The sequence below is a fragment of the Klebsiella sp. HN106 genome (genome assembly GCF_051209435.1).
Taxonomy (GTDB): Bacteria; Pseudomonadota; Gammaproteobacteria; order Enterobacterales; family Enterobacteriaceae; genus Klebsiella; species Klebsiella oxytoca.
Genome location: NZ_JBLURD010000012.1, coordinates 50,529 through 69,653 on the forward strand (window position 1 = coordinate 50,529; position 19,125 = coordinate 69,653).

15 protein-coding genes and 1 pseudogene are annotated in these 19,125 nt (G+C 54.8%); 11 read left to right on the top strand and 5 right to left on the bottom strand.

Going from position 1 to position 19,125, the window contains the following annotated elements:
• Positions 1-9: 9 nt before the first annotated feature.
• On the bottom strand, positions 10-1,263 hold the full coding sequence (locus tag ACSIPU_RS22480) for a glycoside hydrolase family 18 protein (protein WP_196558133.1): 1,254 nt from the start codon (positions 1,261-1,263) through the stop codon (positions 10-12).
• A 323-nt stretch (positions 1,264-1,586) separates the two neighbouring features.
• Here ACSIPU_RS22480 and ACSIPU_RS22485 point away from each other — a divergent pair, with 323 nt between their 5' ends.
• From ACSIPU_RS22485 to ACSIPU_RS22520, 8 genes are all read left to right on the top strand, one after another.
• Positions 1,587-2,663 carry a zinc-binding dehydrogenase gene (locus ACSIPU_RS22485; protein WP_023320741.1) on the top strand — a complete coding sequence of 359 codons (1,077 nt, stop codon included), beginning with the start codon at positions 1,587-1,589 and terminating at the stop codon, positions 2,661-2,663.
• Between the two features lie 26 nt (positions 2,664-2,689).
• Complete coding sequence (locus tag ACSIPU_RS22490) at positions 2,690-4,069, top strand: MFS transporter (protein WP_004101276.1); 1,380 nt, start codon at positions 2,690-2,692, stop codon at positions 4,067-4,069.
• A gap of 17 nt (positions 4,070-4,086) precedes the next feature.
• Positions 4,087-5,130 (top strand): NAD(P)-dependent alcohol dehydrogenase, encoded by a 1,044-nt coding sequence (locus tag ACSIPU_RS22495; RefSeq protein ID WP_196558132.1) that lies wholly within the window; start codon positions 4,087-4,089, stop codon positions 5,128-5,130.
• A 24-nt stretch (positions 5,131-5,154) separates the two neighbouring features.
• Entirely contained in the window at positions 5,155-5,991 is an 837-nt protein-coding gene (locus tag ACSIPU_RS22500) for a ketose-bisphosphate aldolase (protein ID WP_004101281.1), read from the top strand.
• A gap of 4 nt (positions 5,992-5,995) precedes the next feature.
• Positions 5,996-6,943: a sugar kinase gene (locus tag ACSIPU_RS22505; protein ID WP_004101290.1), complete on the top strand. Its 948-nt coding sequence runs from the start codon at positions 5,996-5,998 to the stop codon at positions 6,941-6,943.
• 9 nt (positions 6,944-6,952) lie between these two features.
• On the top strand, positions 6,953-7,936 hold the full coding sequence (gene ydjG, locus ACSIPU_RS22510; protein ID WP_023320744.1) for an NADH-dependent methylglyoxal reductase: 984 nt from the start codon (positions 6,953-6,955) through the stop codon (positions 7,934-7,936).
• A gap of 135 nt (positions 7,937-8,071) precedes the next feature.
• A complete protein-coding gene (locus ACSIPU_RS22515) occupies positions 8,072-8,830 on the top strand; it encodes a DeoR/GlpR family DNA-binding transcription regulator (protein ID WP_004101292.1) in 759 nt (252 codons plus the stop codon).
• Between the two features lie 141 nt (positions 8,831-8,971).
• Positions 8,972-10,330, top strand: a complete 1,359-nt coding sequence (locus ACSIPU_RS22520) for an MFS transporter (RefSeq protein WP_004101293.1) — start codon at positions 8,972-8,974, stop codon at positions 10,328-10,330.
• A 37-nt stretch (positions 10,331-10,367) separates the two neighbouring features.
• On the opposite strand, the gene pncA is transcribed toward ACSIPU_RS22520, so the two are convergent.
• The 3 genes from pncA to sppA form a co-directional block, all read right to left on the bottom strand.
• Complete coding sequence (pncA, locus tag ACSIPU_RS22525; protein ID WP_196558131.1) at positions 10,368-11,009, bottom strand: bifunctional nicotinamidase/pyrazinamidase; 642 nt, start codon at positions 11,007-11,009, stop codon at positions 10,368-10,370.
• Between the two features lie 10 nt (positions 11,010-11,019).
• Positions 11,020-12,036, bottom strand: a complete 1,017-nt coding sequence (ansA, locus tag ACSIPU_RS22530; protein ID WP_004101295.1) for an asparaginase — start codon at positions 12,034-12,036, stop codon at positions 11,020-11,022.
• A gap of 253 nt (positions 12,037-12,289) precedes the next feature.
• Positions 12,290-14,143 (bottom strand): signal peptide peptidase SppA, encoded by a 1,854-nt coding sequence (sppA, locus tag ACSIPU_RS22535; RefSeq protein WP_004112300.1) that lies wholly within the window; start codon positions 14,141-14,143, stop codon positions 12,290-12,292.
• Between the two features lie 166 nt (positions 14,144-14,309).
• On the opposite strand from sppA, the gene ACSIPU_RS22540 reads away from it, so the two are divergent.
• Positions 14,310-14,861 (top strand): NAD(P)H nitroreductase, encoded by a 552-nt coding sequence (locus tag ACSIPU_RS22540; protein ID WP_204746168.1) that lies wholly within the window; start codon positions 14,310-14,312, stop codon positions 14,859-14,861.
• 231 nt (positions 14,862-15,092) lie between these two features.
• Here ACSIPU_RS22540 and phoC read toward each other — a convergent pair whose 3' ends face one another.
• Positions 15,093-15,839 (bottom strand): acid phosphatase PhoC, encoded by a 747-nt coding sequence (gene phoC, locus ACSIPU_RS22545; protein ID WP_126488972.1) that lies wholly within the window; start codon positions 15,837-15,839, stop codon positions 15,093-15,095.
• Between the two features lie 227 nt (positions 15,840-16,066).
• Between phoC and selD the strand changes: the two genes are divergently transcribed.
• Complete coding sequence (selD, locus tag ACSIPU_RS22550) at positions 16,067-17,110, top strand: selenide, water dikinase SelD (protein WP_004101299.1); 1,044 nt, start codon at positions 16,067-16,069, stop codon at positions 17,108-17,110.
• Between the two features lie 4 nt (positions 17,111-17,114).
• Positions 17,115-19,047: pseudogene (locus ACSIPU_RS22555) on the top strand (DNA topoisomerase III); the annotation flags it as partial.
• Between the last annotated feature and the right edge of the window lie 78 nt (positions 19,048-19,125).

The following is a 19,125-nucleotide window of genomic DNA, read 5'->3' on the forward strand; positions in this document are numbered from 1 at the left end:
TCGCGCAGATCAGCGTTTGATCCCCAGGGATTCGGCCAGCTGTTTCGCTAGCTGGTTTTGATCATCGGCGCCGTACTCCCAAAACATCGCGCCTCCCAGTCCTTTGCTCTTGATATAGTCGGCTTTGATCGCCACCGAACGCGGGTTCTCATAGGAGAGGGCAAAGAGCGCTTTACCGTCGGAGGACGTTACCGACAGCCACGGCACTTTCGCTTCATCATCCCAATGCTGAGTAAAGCGCTTCTGCGGATCGTTGATGAACTTCGCCACGATATCGTTATATTTCACGTAGGTATCTTTTGACAGATCGACGCCTAGCGTTTTGAACAGCTCGACCTGCTGCGGCTCAAAATAAGGCTGCGTTGCCGGATTTTTCTGCGCATCCGGTTTGCTCCAGTCAATGCCCGGCTCGACGGCGCGTTTCGGTACCCGCCCATAGAAACCAATCCCCAGGTTCATCTGGCTGGGCTTCAAACCCGCCGCAAGATAGTTGTTGACCACGAAATCAGCGCTGTACTTATCGGCTTCTGCGACCGTCGGCCATTGAGAGGAGTCGTACAGGTTGGAATTGAAGTACTGGGTGCCGTAAGCCATGTCGTAGGTCATCAGGTTGATGTAGTCGAGCGAGGGGGCTATCGCTTTGACATCCACCCAGCTCTTCGGACTCTCCGCGTTAGCGCCCACGGCGATGGTCACCAGTTTTTTATTGCCCACCGCCGCGCGAAGCTCTTTCAGCAGGGCGGTAAAATTATCGCGATCGGCCGGTTGGCTGTCGACCAGTCCCCATGCGCCGTTGACCGGATACTCCCAGTCCAGATCGATACCATCAAGACCATATTTTTCAATGATCTCCTGCGCCGACTGAATAAACAGCGCTCGGGTTTCTTTTGTCGCCGCCGCGCCGGAGAATCCGCGCGCTCCCCAGCCGCCGACGGAAAGCAAAACTTTCAGGTTCGGATTCTGCTGGCGCAGATGCGGGATTTTCTGCAAATCAGCCTGCACTTTTGGCGACAGCCAGATTTGATGCAGCCTGCCGGGGTCTTTCAGGGCCGCGTTGGTTTCACCTTTTTCGTCGTTATAGATCAGACCAAACGAGTAGTTGAGATGGGTAATCTGCCGGACGTCAAGTTTATCGATATTGCCGCCAGGTCCGGCAGTGACGTCGCCGCCGCCGTTAAAGTAGCCGACGGACATCAGGGTATTAGCAGAAACGACGCTCGCGAAGAGCAGGGGTAAAGCTGCCAGTAAAGGCAAAAGTTTCATAGCAAATCCTCTTTGACAGAAAAGTGACTTAGTAAAACAAACACGCCACGGAAATGGCGTGGCGAAAAAACAGCTCGTACAGGCTAGCATCTTCCATTGCCCAAAACTGCGAAGGGGTTCACGCTGCATCAGCGAAGCCGCGCCATGCCAACGCCATAAGCTTTCCTTCACATCTCTCCCCGCCATCCATTTTGCCGTATTTGTGATCTAAGTTGTGAAATGCAGATCAATATCTGTGTTTTAAAGATTTAATGTTGACCTTAAAGATTTCGTGGTTAAGTATTGCTCCCACTGATGCAAAACCACAAACAAAGGAAGACGCAATGAAAGCACTGGCAAGATTTGGTAAGGCCTTTGGCGGCTATAAGATGATTGATGTTCCGGAACCGGTCTGCGGTCCGGATGATGTGGTGATTGAAATCAAGGCGGCAGCCATTTGCGGCGCGGATATGAAGCACTACAACGTCGATAGCGGATCCGACCAATTCAACTCCATTCGCGGCCACGAATTTGCCGGTGAAATCGTCCGGGTCGGCGAAAAGGTTAAGGACTGGAAAGTGGGCCAGCGGGTGGTTTCTGATAATAGCGGGCACGTCTGCGGCGTGTGTCCGGCCTGCGAACAAGGTGATTTTCTGTGTTGTACAGAAAAAGTTAATTTAGGTCTTGATAACAATACCTGGGGCGGCGGGTTTTCGAAATACTGCCTGGTGCCGGGGGAGATCCTCAAAATTCATCGCCACGCGCTGTGGGAAATCCCGCCGGGCGTTGATTACGAAGAAGCGGCGGTGCTGGATCCTATCTGTAACGCCTATAAATCTATCGCTCAACAATCCAAATTTCTCCCCGGTCAGGACGTGGTGGTTTTCGGTACCGGTCCGCTAGGCCTCTTTGCCGTACAGATGGCGCGCATCATGGGGGCCGTCAATATCGTGATGGTCGGGCTGGAAGAGGACGTCGCGGTGCGTTTCCCCATCGCTAAAGCGTTGGGCGCGACGGCGGTGGTCAACGGTTCGAGCGAAGATGTGGTTGCGCGCTGTCAGGAAATTTGCGGCAAAGATAATCTCGGTCTGGTTATCGAATGTTCAGGCGCCAACATTGCCCTCAAACAGTCTATCGAAATGCTGCGCCCCAACGGTGAAGTGGTCCGCGTGGGGATGGGCTTCAAACCGCTGGACTTCTCCATCAACGACATCACTGCCTGGAACAAAAGCATCATCGGCCATATGGCTTACGACTCCACCTCCTGGCGCAACGCCATTCGCCTGCTCGCCAGCGGCGCGATCAAAGTCAAACCAATGATTACTCATCGCATTGGCCTGTCGCAGTGGCGCGAAGGTTTTGATGCCATGGTCGATAAAACCGCGATTAAGGTCATCATGACTTACGACTTTGATGAATAACCCATTTATTAAAGGAAGGTTCCCGGATGGAACAGATAGCAAAACCGCACTGCGGCGCCAGGCTCGATCGCCTGCCCGACTGCCGCTGGCACGCTTCAATGTTTGCCATGGTCGCTTTCGGATTACTTGTCTGCTGGAGTAATGCCGTAGGCGGGTTAATACTCGCGCAGCTAAAAGACCTGGGCTGGACCGATAATTCCACGACCGCTACGTTTTCTGCCATTACCACGGCGGGAATGTTTCTTGGCGCGCTCGGTGGCGGCATTATCGGCGATAAGATCGGGCGTAAAAATGCGTTCATCCTGTATGAAGCGATTCATATTATTGCCATGGTCATTGGGGCGTTTTCGCCGAATATGATCTTTCTGATTGCCTGTCGTTTTATCATGGGGGTAGGGTTAGGCGCGCTGCTGGTGACCTTATTTGCCGGATTCACCGAATATATGCCTGGCAGAAATCGCGGCACCTGGTCCAGTCGGGTCTCGTTTATCGGCAACTGGTCTTATCCGCTCTGTTCGCTGATTGCGATGGGATTAACGCCGTTAATCAGCGCGGAATGGAACTGGCGCGTACAGCTGCTGATCCCGGCGCTGCTGTCGCTAATTGCTACCGTTATTGCCTGGCGCAGTTTCCCTGAATCGCCCCGCTGGCTGGAGTCTCGTGGACGTTACGCGGAAGCGGAAAAGGTGATGCGGGCCATTGAAGAGAGGGTCGTGCAGCAAACCGGTAAACCATTGCCGCCAGTGGTAATAGAAGATGATGGTAAAGCGCCGCGCGCGGTTCCTTATTCAGCCTTATTAACCGGCGTATTACTCAAGCGGGTTATTTTAGGCTCCTTCGTCCTGATTGCCATGAATGTCGTCCAGTATACTTTAATTAACTGGCTGCCGACGATATTTATGACCCAGGGCATTAATCTGAAAGACTCCATTGTTTTAAACACCATGAGTATGTTCGGCGCGCCGTTTGGCATTTTCATCGCCATGCTGGTGATGGATAAAATACCGCGGAAAACTATGGGTGTGGGCTTATTGGTATTAATCGCCGTGCTGGGATATATCTATTCTCTGCAAACCAGTATGCTGCTCATCACGTTAATTGGCTTCTTCCTGATTACGTTTGTCTATATGTACGTTTGCTACGCCTCAGCGGTCTATGTGCCGGAAATATGGCCGACCGAAGCGAAGCTTCGTGGTTCAGGCCTGGCGAACGCGGTGGGGCGCATCAGCGGTATCGCCGCGCCCTATGCGGTAGCGGTATTACTTAACGGCTATGGCGTAACCGGAGTATTTGTGCTGCTGGGGGCCGTCTCCATTATTGTTGCAGTCGCTATCGCCACAATCGGAATTGAAACTAAAGGCGTCTCTGTCGAAAGTCTCGGTATTGATGCCGTTACCAGCAAATAATATTGACGGAAAATAAAATGAATAATTCAAAAGCGATTTTAAAAACGCCGGGTATGATGAAAATCATCGCTACTGATATTCCGGTACCCAAAGAACATGAAGTGCTGATCAAAATTGAATACGTTGGTATTTGCGGTTCAGATGTTCACGGTTTCGAATCAGGTCCCTTTATTCCGCCGAAAGATCCCCATCAGGAAATTGGTCTGGGGCACGAATGCGCCGGTACGGTGGTCGCGGTGGGAAACCGCGTGAGCAAATTTAAACCCGGCGACCGGGTGAATATTGAACCCGGGGTGCCGTGCGGCCACTGCCGCTACTGTCTGGAGGGGAAATACAATATCTGCCCTGACGTTGATTTCATGGCCACGCAGCCAAATTATCGCGGCGCGTTAACCCACTACCTGTGCCATCCGGAGAGCTTCACCTATAAGCTGCCCGACAATATGGACACGATGGAAGGCGCGCTGGTGGAGCCTGCGGCGGTCGGCATGCATGCCGCAATGCTGGCGGACGTCACGCCTGGCAAGAAAATCGTCATTCTTGGCGCAGGCTGTATTGGTTTAATGACCCTGCAGGCATGCCTTTGCCTGGGGGGTACTGATATCACGGTGGTTGATGTGCTGGAAAAACGCCTGGCCATGGCCGAACAGCTCGGGGCCAAAGTCGTTATCAACGGCGCAAAAGAGGACACCGTCGCGCGCTGCCAGCAGTTATCCGGCGACATGGGGGCTGATATCGTATTCGAAACCGCCGGTTCGGCCATCACCGTTAAGCAGGCACCGTATCTGGTCATGCGTGGAGGGAAAATCATGATCGTCGGTACGGTCCCCGGGGATTCGGCAATTAACTTCCTGAAAATTAACCGCGAAGTATCGATTCAGACCGTTTTCCGCTATGCCAACCGCTACCCGGTGACTATTGAAGCTATCTCCTCCGGCCGTTTCGATGTGAAGTCGATGGTGACGCACATTTACGACTACGAGGATGTTCAGCGCGCGTTTGAGGAATCTGTTAATAACAAACGCGAGATGATTAAAGGCGTTATTAGAGTTAACCATTAATTTATTAAAAAGGGAGAAACAACTATGCTGGCTGATATTAAATATTGGGAAAATGATGCGCAAAATAAACATTATGCCATTGCCCACTTTAACGTGTGGAATGCCGAAATGCTGATGGGCGTTATCGATGCCGCAGAAGAGTCAACATCGCCGGTGATTATCTCTTTCGGCACCGGATTTGTGGGCAATACCTCGTTTGAAGATTTTTCGCATATGATGGTTTCAATGGCCAAAAAGGCCTCGGTACCGGTGATTGCGCACTGGGACCACGGACGCAGCATGGAAATTATCCACAATGCGTGGGCCCATGGCATGAACTCCCTGATGCGCGACGCTTCCGCCTTTGATTTCGAAGAGAATATTCGTCTGACCAAAGAAGCGGTGGACTTCTTCCATCCGCTGGGCATTCCGATCGAAGCGGAGCTGGGACACGTGGGCAATGAAACGGTCTACGAAGAAGCGCTGGCGGGCTATCACTATACCGATCCGGATCAAGCGGCGGAATTCGTCGAGCGCACCGGCTGCGATTCCCTGGCGGTAGCGATTGGTAACCAGCACGGGGTCTATACCTCAGAGCCGAAACTCAACTTTGAGGTGGTGAAACGCGTGCGCGAGGCGGTATCCGTTCCGCTGGTACTGCACGGCGCATCCGGCATTAGCGACGTGGATATTAAGCAGGCTATTTCGCTGGGTATTTCCAAAATTAACATTCATACCGAACTGTGCCAGGCGGCGATGGCGGCAGTGCAGGAGAACCAGAATCAACCGTTCCTGCACGTTGAGCGCGAAGTGCGCAAAGCGGTCAAAACGCGCGCGCTGGAGAAAATAAAACTGTTTGGCTCTGACGGTAAAGCGGAATGACAACATGGATAATATCGAGGTTATTTGTATAGGCGCGGCCATTGTTGATATTCCCCTGCAGCCGGTGAGCAAAAATATCTTTGATGTTGACTCATATCCCTTAGAACGCATCGCCATGACCACCGGGGGGGACGCAATTAACGAGGCAACCATTATTTCCCGACTCGGTCATCGAACGGCATTAATGAGTCGGGTAGGGGACGACGCGGCGGGACATTTTATTCTTGCACACTGTCGCCGGGAGAATATTGATATCCACAGCCTGAAGCAGGATGGCGAAATCGATACCTCCATTAATGTGGGTCTGGTCACCGCCGATGGCGAGCGTACTTTTGTGACTAACCGCAATGGTAGTCTGTGGAAGCTGAATATTAACGATGTGGACTTTGGCCGCTTCTCTCAGGCAAAGCTGCTGTCGCTGGCGAGCATTTTTAATAGCCCGCTGCTCGATGGTAAAGCGTTAACGGAGATATTCACTCAGGCCAAAGCGCACGGATTAATTATTTGCGCCGATATGATTAAGCCGCGGCTTAACGAAACTCTGAACGATATTCGCCAGGCGCTGAGCTACGTCGATTATCTGTTTCCCAATTATGCCGAGGCAAAACTGCTCACCGGCAAAGAGACGCTGGATGATATCGCCGATAGCTTCCTGAACTGCGGGGTGAAAACGGTGGTTATTAAGACCGGCAAGCGAGGCTGCTTTATTAAGCGTGCCGATATGAAGCTGGAAGTGCCGGCGGTTTCAGGCATTACCGCCATCGACACCATTGGCGCAGGGGATAATTTTGCCTCGGGATTTATCACCGCGCTGCTTGAAGGCAAACCGCTGCGCGAGTGCGCGTTGTTTGCTAACGCCACGGCGGCGATCTCGGTGCTGAGCGTAGGCGCCACGACGGGCGTGAAGAACAGAACGCTGGTTGAACAACTTCTCGACGAATATGAAGGGTAATAGCAGCAGATGAAAATGATTTCTTTAGGCAGTACGGATATCACGCTTTCCCGAATGGGATTAGGCACATGGGCCATTGGCGGCGGCCCGGCGTGGAACGGCGATCTCGATCTGCAGATATGTATCGACACCATTGTTGAGGCGCATCGCTGCGGGATCAATCTGATTGATACCGCGCCAGGCTACAACTTTGGCAACAGCGAAGTGATTGTTGGCCAGGCGCTTAAACAGCTGCCGCGCCGCGAAGTCGTTGTCGAAACCAAATGCGGTATCGTCTGGGAGCGCACGGGCAGCCTGTTTAATAAGGTGGGCGATCGCCAGCTGTATAAAAACCTGACGCCCGAGTCGATTCGCGAAGAGGTGGAGGCCAGCCTGCAAAGGCTGGGCATCGATACTATTGATATCTATATGACCCACTGGCAGTCGGTAGAGCCCTGCTTTACGCCAATTGCGGAGACCGTAGCCACGCTGAACGCGCTTAAGAAAGAGGGGAAAATTCGCTCTATCGGCGCGGCGAACGTAGATGCCGGGCATATCAGAGAGTACCTCAAGCACGGCGAGCTGGATATCGTGCAGGCCAAGTACAGCATTCTTGACCGGGCGCTGGAGGCCGAGCTACTGCCGCTCTGTCAACAGAACGGCATTGTAGTGCAGGTCTACTCGCCGCTTGAGCAGGGGCTACTGACCGGGACTATCGGCCGTGATTATGTTCCCGGCGGTGCGCGGGCCAATAAGGTCTGGTTCCAGCGGGAAAATATGCTGCGCGTGATTGATATGCTTGAGCAATGGCAGCCGCTATGCGAAAAATATCGCTGTACCATCCCCGCGCTGGCGCTGGCGTGGATATTAAAGCAAAGCGATCTCATTACCCTGCTGAGCGGCGCTACGGCGCCCGAGCAGGTGCGCGAGAATGTCGATGCGCTGAACATCGCTCTGACCGATGATGATTCATTATTGATGAGGCGAATGGCGGAAGCGCTGGATCCTAAATAAGAGATAAGACGCGGACCTCTGTTTCTGTGTAAAAGAGTATTAAATCTGTGATTCAGACAGGTTCTTTTGAAAATAAACATGGCCTGTGCGATACTAGAATCTTATTATGACTTTGCAGGAAACAGAGGTGTCATCGTGGCGGCAAAAGACAGGATTCAGGCCATAAAGCAAATGGTGGCTAATGATAAGAAAGTAGCGGTTTCTAATTTAAGCGCAATTTTTCAGGTCACTGAGGAAACCATCCGTCGCGATCTGGAAAAGCTCGAAGATGAAGGTTATTTGACCCGCACGTACGGCGGCGCTGTATTAAATACCAATGCTTTAGCTGACAATATTCATTTTTATAAACGCGCTAAATCTTTTTTAGAAGAGAAGCAGATCATTGCCCGCAATGCATTACCGTTTATAAAGAATAAAACCACCATGGCTGCCGACTCCAGCAGTACCGCGATGGAGTTATTAAAGCTGTTGAAAGAGAGAAACGATCTCACGCTGTTAACCAACTCGGCGGAAGCCTTTCATGAGCTGGCACAGTCTGAAATCAACGTGGTATCTACCGGCGGCGAGCTCAATAAGAATACGCTGTCGCTGCAGGGAAGGATCACTAAGGAAATTATTAGCCGCTATCATGTTGATATTATGGTGATGAGCTGCAAAGGGCTGGATATGCAGAGCGGGGCGCTGGACTCTAACGAAGCGGAAGCGGAAATTAAGAAAACCATGATCCGCCAGGCGACCGAAGTCGCTTTGCTGGTCGATCATTCAAAATTCGATCGCAAAGCATTCGTCCAGCTCGTGGATTTTAGCCATATTAATTACCTTATCACCAATAAGGCGCCGGGTGCACAGTGGATTGCATTTTGTAAAGAAAATAATATTCAACTTGTTTATTAACATTAAGATTGGCTGAATCGATATTATTTTAATTTGCACCTGGATAATGCCATAAAAATTTAATGATGATGGCTGGCGCGGCAAAAATGATTCTGCCGCGATGGCCATACTTTATATTTTAGCTGAATTTGAGGCATCCAGATGGAACAATGTGACCCTATCGGCGCAAGATTAGACCGCTTACCTTTATCACGATTTCATTTTCGTATTTTTGGCATTATTAGTTTTAGTTTATTAATCACCGGTTTTCTCAGCTATTCCGGCAACGTGGTGCTGGCAAAGTTAGTCAGCAATGGCTGGTCAAATAACTATCTCAACGCCGCATTTACCTCGGCGCTGATGTTTGGCTACTTTATTGGTTCGTTGACCGGAGGTTTTATAGGCGATTATCTCGGGCGACGTAAAGCATTTCGCCTGAATTTACTGATCGTCGGGGTCTCTGCCTGTGCGGCAACCTTTGTGCCCAACATGTACTGGCTTATCTTTTTTCGCTGTCTGATGGGCTGCGGAATGGGGGCGCTGATTATGGTGGGCTATGCCTCCTTTACCGAATTTATTCCGCCCGCGGTACGCGGAAAATGGTCCGCCCGGCTCTCCTTTGTCGGCAACTGGTCGCCTATGCTATCGGCGGCAATTGGCGTCGTGGTGATTGCTTTTTTAAGCTGGCGGATGATGTTTCTGTTCGGCGGAGGAGCCATGCTGCTGGCCTGGTATCTGTCGGGAAGATACTTTATTGAATCTCCCCGCTGGCTGGCCGGAAAAGGGCAGCGCAGCGCCGCTGAAAAGCATCTCCAGCAGGTAGAGTCGCAAATCGAGAGAGAGAAAAACATCACCTTACCGGCCTGGCAAAGCGCGGATCAAACGGCGGATGTGTGTGTGGAAAGCGGCTCTTTCTGGCTGCTGTTTAAAGGCCAGATGCTGCGGCGCACGCTGGTGGCAATCACGGTGCTAATCGCCATGAATATTTCGCTCTATACCATTACGGTGTGGATCCCGACAATTTTCGTCAATTCGGGCATCGACGTGACGAAGTCAATCTTGATGACCGCGATTATTATGATTGGCGCGCCGGTGGGAATATTTATCGCCGCGCTGATTATCGACCGTTTTCCGCGGCGGTTATTTGGCTCATCGCTGCTGATTATTATTGCGGTGCTCGGCTACTTCTATTCGATTCAAACCGCAGAGTGGGCCATCTTAAGCTATGGCCTGGTGATGATCTTTTTCCTGTATATGTACGTCTGCTTTGCCTCGGCGGTGTACGTGCCGGAGCTGTGGCCAACGCATCTCCGGCTGCGCGGTTCAGGCTTTGTCAACGCGGTAGGGCGAATTGTCGCCGTCTTTACTCCCTACGGCGTCGCTGTCCTGCTGACCCGCTACGGCGCGATTACGGTTTTTATGGTGCTCGGGGTGATGCTGGTACTCTGTGCGCTGATCCTGTTCTGCTTTGGCATCGAAACGCGCAAGATATCGCTGGAGGAGATTTCAACGCTGGCCTGAGAAATGCGCCGACAGGGAAAATGCCTGTCGGCACCGGTTATGCGTGGGTTTCCAGCCAGTCGTCCAGGGTATAGAGGGTGGCGCCCGCGGCGGCCATCTCCATAAATGCCTGATTGCTGTCGTGCGGCTGAATATTCACCCCGCGGCAGCCGTCGGTAATGACGTTGACGTTGTAGCCCAGATTGAGAGCGTCGAGCACGGTAAACTTGACGCAGTAGTCGGTGGCCAGACCCAGCACCGTGAGTTCGCGAATATCGCGCTCGCGCAGCCACGCATCAAGATGCGTTTTCTGTCGGTGGCCGTTGTCGAAAAAGGCGCTGTAGCTATCTATGGCCGGATTTTCGCCTTTGTGGAAGACGGCGGCGATATGCTGCTGTTTGAGCAGCGGATGCAGAGCCGCGCCTTCGCTGTTTTGCACGCAGTGATCCGGCCAGAAAGTTTGCGCCAGGCCGTCGAGCTCGCCCTGGGTATAGGGTTCAACCTGATGCTGGCTGGCAAAGCTGCCGTGATTCGCCGGATGCCAGTCCTGGCTGGCTACCACCGTTTCGCCCCGCGTCAGGCTCCAGTCGATAAGCTGGTTGGCGACGTCAACCGTACTATCGCCCTGCGGGACCGCAAGTGCGCCACCGGCGCAGAAATCATTTTGTAAATCGACCAGAAGCAGCGCGCGCTGGGTCATGTGTTTCTCCTTACTCATCGGGGGTCAGTTCGCCGCGCAGGTTCTCCTGCATTGCGCGACGGATAGCCGCAACGTCCAGATCCTGACTCAATAAATAGTGTAGCTTGGTCAGCGTGGCTTCGACGGTCATATCAAAACCGCTAATCACCCCGGCCTGAGCCAGCGCGTTACCGGTGGCGTAACCGCCCATATTCACCTTGCCGGACATACACTGGGTCAGGTTAATCACCACGATACCGCGCTGGCTGGCTTCAGCCAGGACCTGAATAAATTCGCCGTTCTGCGGCGCGTTACCGACGCCATATGAGCGCAGGATCAGCGCTTTGACCGGCTGGCGCAGGAAATTGCGCACGACGTCGGCGGAAATGCCGGGATAAATGGTCACCACGCCAATCGGCTGCGGCGTGATAGGGTGAACCACCAGCTCACCGCTGCCGTGCGGTGCGGGTGGGGTGCCGAGACGGCGAATATGGATCCCGGCTTCCAGCAGCGGCGCCAGGTTTGGCGAAGCGAAGGCGTTAAATCCGTCGGCGTGGGCCTTTGTTGTACGGTTGCCGCGGTAGAGACGGTTGTTGAAGAACAACGACACTTCGTTAATCGGATAGTTGGCGGCGACGTACAGGGCATTGAGGAGATTAATCTGCCCGTCGGAGCGTAGCTCAGCGAGCGGAATTTGTGACCCTGTCACAATGACCGGTTTCCCCAGATTCTCCAGCATGAAGGAGAGCGCCGAAGCGGTAAACGCCATGGTATCCGTACCGTGCAGGATCACGAAACCGTCGTACTGGTCATAACGATCGCGAATATCCTCGGCGATATGCTGCCAGTCTTCCGGCGTCATATCGGAGGAGTCCATCAGCGGAGCATATTCATGAATGGTGAAGTCCGGCATCTCCGGACGGTGAAACTCGGGCATCAAAGCCAGCTGGCGCTGGAGATGGCCGGAAACGGGAATGTAGCCGTGTTCAGAACGCTGCATACCAATGGTGCCGCCAGTATAGGCAACGTAGATAGATTTCTTCTGCATAGCATCGCTTAGGTTAAACGTAGACAGGCGCAGTATATACCCGTCACGCCGCAAGTTGCAGGGGCGTCGGCTGCTTTCGTGTATTGCATGGCTTGCCTGACACAAAAACATTTACGCTGCATCGAGGCGGCAAGCAATGAAATCTATGGGAGCATAGTGACTATGGGGCCAGCGTTGCTGCGCGTAGCCAGGAAAGAGGCGGCGGGAAGGATGAAGTGAAAAATGCCGCCCCGTGGAATGGGGCGGCGTGGGATTAACGAATGTTGGCGCAGGTCAAGCAGAAGGCGTAGCGATTCTGCGGATCATTAAAGGCCGCCAGCTTGTCGCTTTCGTTTTTCACTGCATTAGCCGCAGCGGCCACCGGCGCAGGCAAATAAGCCTGAACCGCCGCCGGCAGCGCCGCGCGAACGGAACCGGTCAGGCTATCGACCACCATCGAGAAGAAGGTCGGCTCTTCCTGATAATAATTGATATGCCACTCTTTCAGCTTCGCCAGCTCTGCGGCTTTTGCCACCGCGTCGTCAAAGTCGCCAAGGCTGTCGACCAGACCGTTTGCTTTCGCATCTTCACCGGTCCAGACGTGGCCCTGGGCGATTTGGTCGATTTTTTCCGGCGTGCTCTTACGCGCGTTCGCCACCAGGGTGATAAAGCGCTTATAGCCGTTTTCGATGCTGAGCTGCATCAGCTGTTGTACTTCCGGCGGAAGCGCTTTAGTGGTGGAGACATCGGCCAGCGGAGAGGTGGCCACGCCATCGGTATGAACGCCAATCGAGCCGAGCGTATTTTCGACGGTGTTAATTACCCCAAAGATACCGATAGAACCGGTCAGGGTGCTGGGGTTCGCGACGATATAATCCGCCGGGGTGGAGATCCAGTAGCCGCCGGAGGCCGCCATGCCGCCCATCGATACCACCACCGGTTTGCCGGCCGCTTTTGCCGCCGCCAGCTCTTCGCGAATCACCTCCGAGGCGCTGACGCTGCCGCCAGGGCTGTTTACCCGCAGTACGATAGCTTTTACTTTCGGATCGAGGCGGGCATCGCGGATCTGCGCAGCGGTAGTGTCGCCGCCGACGTTACCCGGCGTTTCCTCGCCATCCATAATCGCGCCGTTAGCAAAGATAACCGCTATCGCGGAGCCTTTATCGGCAGGCGTTTTCACGGTGTAGTCGTAGTAGCTGATCGCGCTGTAGTTATTATCCGCTTTGCTCCAGCCAAACTGCTTAGTCAGCGCTTTCTCCACTTCGGTAGAGGTGCCAAGCTCGTCAACCAGCTTGTTATCCAGCGCGTACCTGGCGGTGTCGCCATCAACTTTACGCAGACCGTCGAGGACCCCCTGAGCGCCAGGGAACAGCTGCTGTGCGGAGATCTGGCGGTTGGCGGCGATGGTGTTGAGGTAGTTTTGCCACAGTTCGCCAATCCAACGGCTATCCGCCTCGCGCGCTGCCGGGGACATATCATCGCGGATAAACGGCTCTACCGCTGATTTATAAGTGCCGACGCGGAAAACGTGGGTCGATACTTTGAGTTTGTCGAGCAGCGATTTGTAGTACAGGCCGTTGGTCGCGAAACCATGCAGATCCACTTCGCCCTGCGGCGAAAGCCAGATTTTATTGGCGAAGCTGGCCAGATAATACTGCCCCTGGCTGTAGCTGCTGCCAATGGCGTAGACCGGTTTGCCGCTATCGCGGAATTCGCGCAGCGCTTTACCGATGTACTGCATCGATGGCTGATCGCCGCCGGCAAAGTTTTTCAGATCCAGCACGATGCCGGTGATATTGCGGTCGTCTTTCGCCTGGCGAATTGTCTGCACAATATCAAACAGCGAGTTTTCCTGTAGGCGATCCGAGCTGGCGCCAAACAGTTGACGGCCAATGACCCCAAGTTTGCTGCTGGCCGAAGGTTTATCGACCACCACGCCGGTGATATCCATCAGCAGCGCGCCGCGAGTGGTATGCTCTGTTGTGTTACTGCTGAACTGGGCCCAGATACCGACGCAGGCCAGCACCAGCACCAGGAAAACCACGTTCAGTGCGAGCTGGCGAATGAAGTTGAGCACCCGCCATGTCCATTTAAAAATTCCGGCGAGCAGTCGCCAAAGAGTTCGCATGTATTCTCCCTAACTATTATCAAAAATGGGCGAGCCGCAGGGGCCGCCGCGTCTGGCTATCCTAAAGAGAGTGCCGACGGTTGTCAGCAGGAATCACCCGCTGGGCTGTAACAAAATCCTTGTGCATGTTAATTTTATGAAAAATGACATCACAGGAGTTATACAGATGGATGCTCTAGAATTACTGGTTAATCGCCGCAGCGCTTCACGTCTGACCGATCCAGCTCCGGCTGGCGAACAGCTGGAAAATATTCTCCGCGCTGGCCTGCGCGCGCCGGACCACGGGACGCTGCAGCCGTGGCGCTTCTTTATTATTGCTGATGAAGGGCGCGAGCGCTTCAGCCAGTTGCTGGAAAAAGGCGCGGTTACGGCAGGGGCCGATGAGAAAGCGATTGAGAAAGCCCGTAGTGCGCCGTTTCGCGCGCCGCTGATTATTACCGTGGTGGCGCGCTGTGAAGATCATCCGAAGGTCCCCAGATGGGAACAAGAGATGTCGGCGGGCTGCGCGGTGATGGCCATGCAGATGGCGGCCGTGGCGCAGGGCTTTAATGGTATCTGGCGCAGCGGCGCATTAACCGAGAGCCCGGTCGTCCGTGAAGGGTTTGCCTGCCGCGAGCAGGATAAAATCGTGGGCTTTCTTTATCTGGGAACGCCGCAGCTCAAAGCTTCAACCACCATCACTTTGCCGGATACCGCGCCGTTCGTGACGCGCTTCTGAGTCCGTTCTCGTTATGCCGGGTGGGCCCGGCTCACCGCCGCCTCCGGGATTGTAGCCCGGCTAAGCGCAGCGCGAGCCTGGTGGAAGCCGTGCCAGTGTACCAGGCTCGACACCTTTCCCGGAGGCGGTGCTGGCGCATCTGTCCGGGCGACCAAACCGCGGACGGCTGGGAACCCGTAGCCCGGATAAGGCGCGTCAAGCGCCGCCTCCGGGAATTTAACAGCGATGAGGTTACTTCTGCCGTTTGGCGAATTCGTCTTTCGCTTTCTGAAGCTGCTGCTGGAAGGCCGGGTTGGTATGCAGCGTGGCAACCACCGCCGAACCGACAATCCGCGCCGCGTCGACGTCGCTCTGCCAGTGATAGCCGCAGATCACCCGGCTTTCGCCCAGCTCAAAGCCGCGCTTAAGAATTTCATTTTGCCGCTGCGGATTAATCTCAGCCAGCACCAGCGCGGTGGCCCAGCCGATAGAGGTGTGGCCGGAGGGGTAGGAGCCGTTTTTCGATAGCGTATCCTGTTCCTTGGTGTTACAGGTGGCGACTCCATAAAACGCAAAGGGGCGAATGCGCATGTATTTCTCCTTCGCCCCTCGCGTGGCCAGGTCGCCGGCATCTTCAATCATGTTGGTGAGCAGCTTGTGCAGCTCCGGCGCATCTTTGGCGGTAATGGGCGAGCCGAAGGCACCCGAGAAGGCGTTGGCGACGCCGCCGCCGCTCAGGTTTGCGTCTTCCGCCGCCAGTTTGCCGCGCTCGGTGCCGCGCAGCAGGCGTCCTTTCTCATACATGGCCTGATCGTTTAAAAACGCGATACTGCCCACCTCCGGCGGCGGCGGTAGCAGCGAGAGACTGTCGATAGCCTGCGCATTGGTCAGGTAGTAGAGATCCGGTTTGGTGGTGACGTCGTTACCGGCGGGAACCAGGGCGAAAGCGTTGATGGAGAAGAAACTGGCCAGGCAAAGGGCGAGAACACGCTTTTTCATGAAAACTTCCTTACGTTGTTATATGTCCAGACAAAACAGAATTTTTTGTTGTTACATTTCTGTCATTTTTTAGTAAAGGGTAAAATGACGACGAAAAAGCGGGCCCGTATCGCAAAATCGGTTTTTTGTCTGCTTAATGAGCAACCATACGCGATTTCGGACTGTCGCACTTACCACTCCGCCATTTGGGCGCTACCATATCGGGATTGCAATGACAGGAGATGTCCATGAGCGAGCAAGCCATTCGTTTAACGCAATACAGCCACGGAGCCGGTTGCGGATGTAAAATTTCCCCTAAAGTGCTGGAAACCATCCTGCAGAGCGACCAGGCCAAATTTATTGACCCGAATCTGCTGGTGGGGAATGAAACCAGCGATGATGCCGCGGTCTACGATCTCGGCAACGGTACCTCGATTGTCAGTACTACCGACTTTTTTATGCCGATCGTCGATAATCCGTTCGACTTTGGGCGCATTGCCGCGACAAACGCCATCAGCGATATTTTCGCTATGGGCGGCAAGCCGATAATGGCCATCGCTATCCTCGGCTGGCCCATCAATACGCTGGCGCCGGAAATTGCCCGTCAGGTAGTTGATGGCGGGCGTTTTGCCTGCCAGCAGGCGGGGATCGCGCTGGCCGGGGGCCACTCGATTGATGCGCCTGAACCCATCTTCGGTCTTGCGGTGACCGGCGTGGTTCCGACCGAGCGGGTGAAGAAAAACAGTACCGCTCAGGCCGGATGCAAACTCTACCTCACGAAACCGCTGGGTATCGGCGTGCTGACCACTGCCGAGAAAAAGTCGCTGCTGAAGCCGGAACATCAGGGGCTGGCGACGGAAACCATGTGCCAGATGAACCTCGTCGGCTCGGCGTTCGCCAACATTGACGGCGTGAAGGCGATGACCGACGTCACCGGCTTCGGACTGCTGGGGCATCTGAGCGAAGTGTGCCGCGGCGCGGGCGTACAGGCGCAACTCACCTATGCCAGTATCCCGAAACTACCGGGCGTGGAAGAGTATATTGCGGCCGGTGCGGTGCCGGGCGGAACCGGGCGAAACTTTGCCAGCTACGGGCATCTGATGGGCGAAATGCCGCCTGAGTGGCGCGATCTGCTGTGCGATCCGCAAACCTCCGGCGGCCTGCTGCTGGCGGTAACGCCGGAAGCAGAGGACGAGGTGCTGGCAGCAGCCGCTGAATATGGCATCACGCTGACCGCTATCGGCGAGCTGGTGACCGCCCGCGGCGGACGCCCTATGATCGAGATTCGTTGATTTCATGCGGCTGTTTATTGCAGAAAAGCCGAGTCTCGGCCGCGCCATTGCCGATGTGCTGCCAAAACCGCATCGCAAAGGCGATGGCTATATTGAATGCGGCAACGGACAGGTGGTCACCTGGTGTATCGGCCACCTGCTGGAGCAGGCTCAGCCTGACGTCTATGACGGGCGCTATGCGCGCTGGAATTTGCTCGACCTGCCTATCGTTCCGGAAAAGTGGCAGCTCCAGCCCAAGCCCTCGGTGACCAAACAGCTTAACGTGATTAAGCGTTTGCTTGGCGATGCGCAGGAAGTGATCCACGCGGGTGACCCGGACAGAGAAGGCCAACTGCTGGTGGACGAGGTGCTCGACTACCTGCAGCTGGCGCCGGAAAAGCGCCAGCAGGTGCAGCGCTGCCTGATTAACGATCTCAACCCGCAGGCGGTGGAGCGGGCGATTAACCGCCTGCGCGCCAATAGCGAATTCGTTCCGCTGTGCGTCTCGGCGCTGGCTCGCGCCCGCGCCGACTGGTTATATGGGATCAATATGACCCGCGCCTACACCATCCTTGGGCGTAACGCGGGTTATCAAGGGGTGCTATCGGTCGGACGCGTACAAACGCCGGTGCTTGGCCTGGTTGTACGCCGCGATGAAGAGATTGAAAACTTCGTCGCCAAAGACTTCTTCGACGTGAAGGCGCATATCGTCACCCCGAAGGAGGAGCGTTTTGTCGCCACCTGGATCCCCAGCGAGGCCTGTGAACCCTATCAGGATGAAGAGGGACGGCTGCTGCATCGTTCGCTTGCCGAACATGTGGTCAAGCGCATTGAGGGCCAGCCGGCGACGGTGACCGCTTATAACGACAAGCGGGACTCCGAGCCAGCGCCGCTGCCGTTCTCCCTCTCGGCGCTGCAGATTGAAGCCGCGAAGCGCTTCGGTTTTAGCGCGCAGAACGTGCTGGATATCTGCCAGAAGCTGTATGAAACCCATAAGCTGATTACCTATCCGCGTTCGGACAGCCGCTATCTGCCGGAAGAGCATTTTGCCGGACGACATGCGGTGCTGAACGCCATCAGCGTACATGCGCCGGACCTGCTGCCGCAGCCGGTGGTGGACCCGGAGATCCGCAACCGCTGCTGGGACGATAAAAAGGTCGATGCCCACCACGCCATTATCCCCACCGCGCGCAGTTCGCAGGTGAAGCTCAGCGACAACGAAGAAAAGGTTTACACCCTGATTGCCCGCCAGTATCTGATGCAGTTCTGCCCGGATGCGGTGTTCCGAAAGTGTCAGATCGATCTTGATATCGCCAACGGTAAGTTTGTGGCCAAGGCGCGTTTTCTGGCAGAAGCGGGCTGGCGAACCCTGTTAGGCAATAAAGAGCGCGATGAAGAAAACGACGGCATGCCGCTGCCGGTGGTCGCTAAAGATGATGAGCTCCTGTGCGAAAAAGGGGAAGTGGTGGAGCGGCAGACCCAGCCGCCGCGTCACTTTACCGACGCCACGCTGCTGTCGGCGATGACCGGTATTGCCCGCTTTGTGCAGGATAAAGACCTGAAGAAAATTTTGCGCGCCACGGACGGTCTCGGTACGGAGGCGACCCGCGCCGGAATTATCGAGCTATTGTTCAAACGCGGTTTTCTGACCAAGAAAGGGCGCTATATCCACTCTACCGATGCCGGCAAGGCGCTTTTCCATTCGTTGCCGGAGATGGCGACGCGTCCGGACATGACTGCCCACTGGGAGTCGATTCTGACGCAAATCAGCGAGAAACAGTGCCGTTATCAGGATTTCATGCAGCCGCTGGTCGGGACGCTGTTCCAGCTTATTGACCAGGCCCGTAGCACGCCGGTACGCCGCTTCCGCGGAATTGCGGCGCCGGGGGAGGGGAAGAAAAGCTTTAGCAAGGGGAAAGGCAGAGCCAAAGCGAAAGATAAAAAAAGCGCCGCCGGCCCTGCGGCGGAAAACCCGCAGTAAAAAACCCCGGGAAGCCGGGGTTTTTCAATTATGCACCGAATCCGCATGCAGGGGT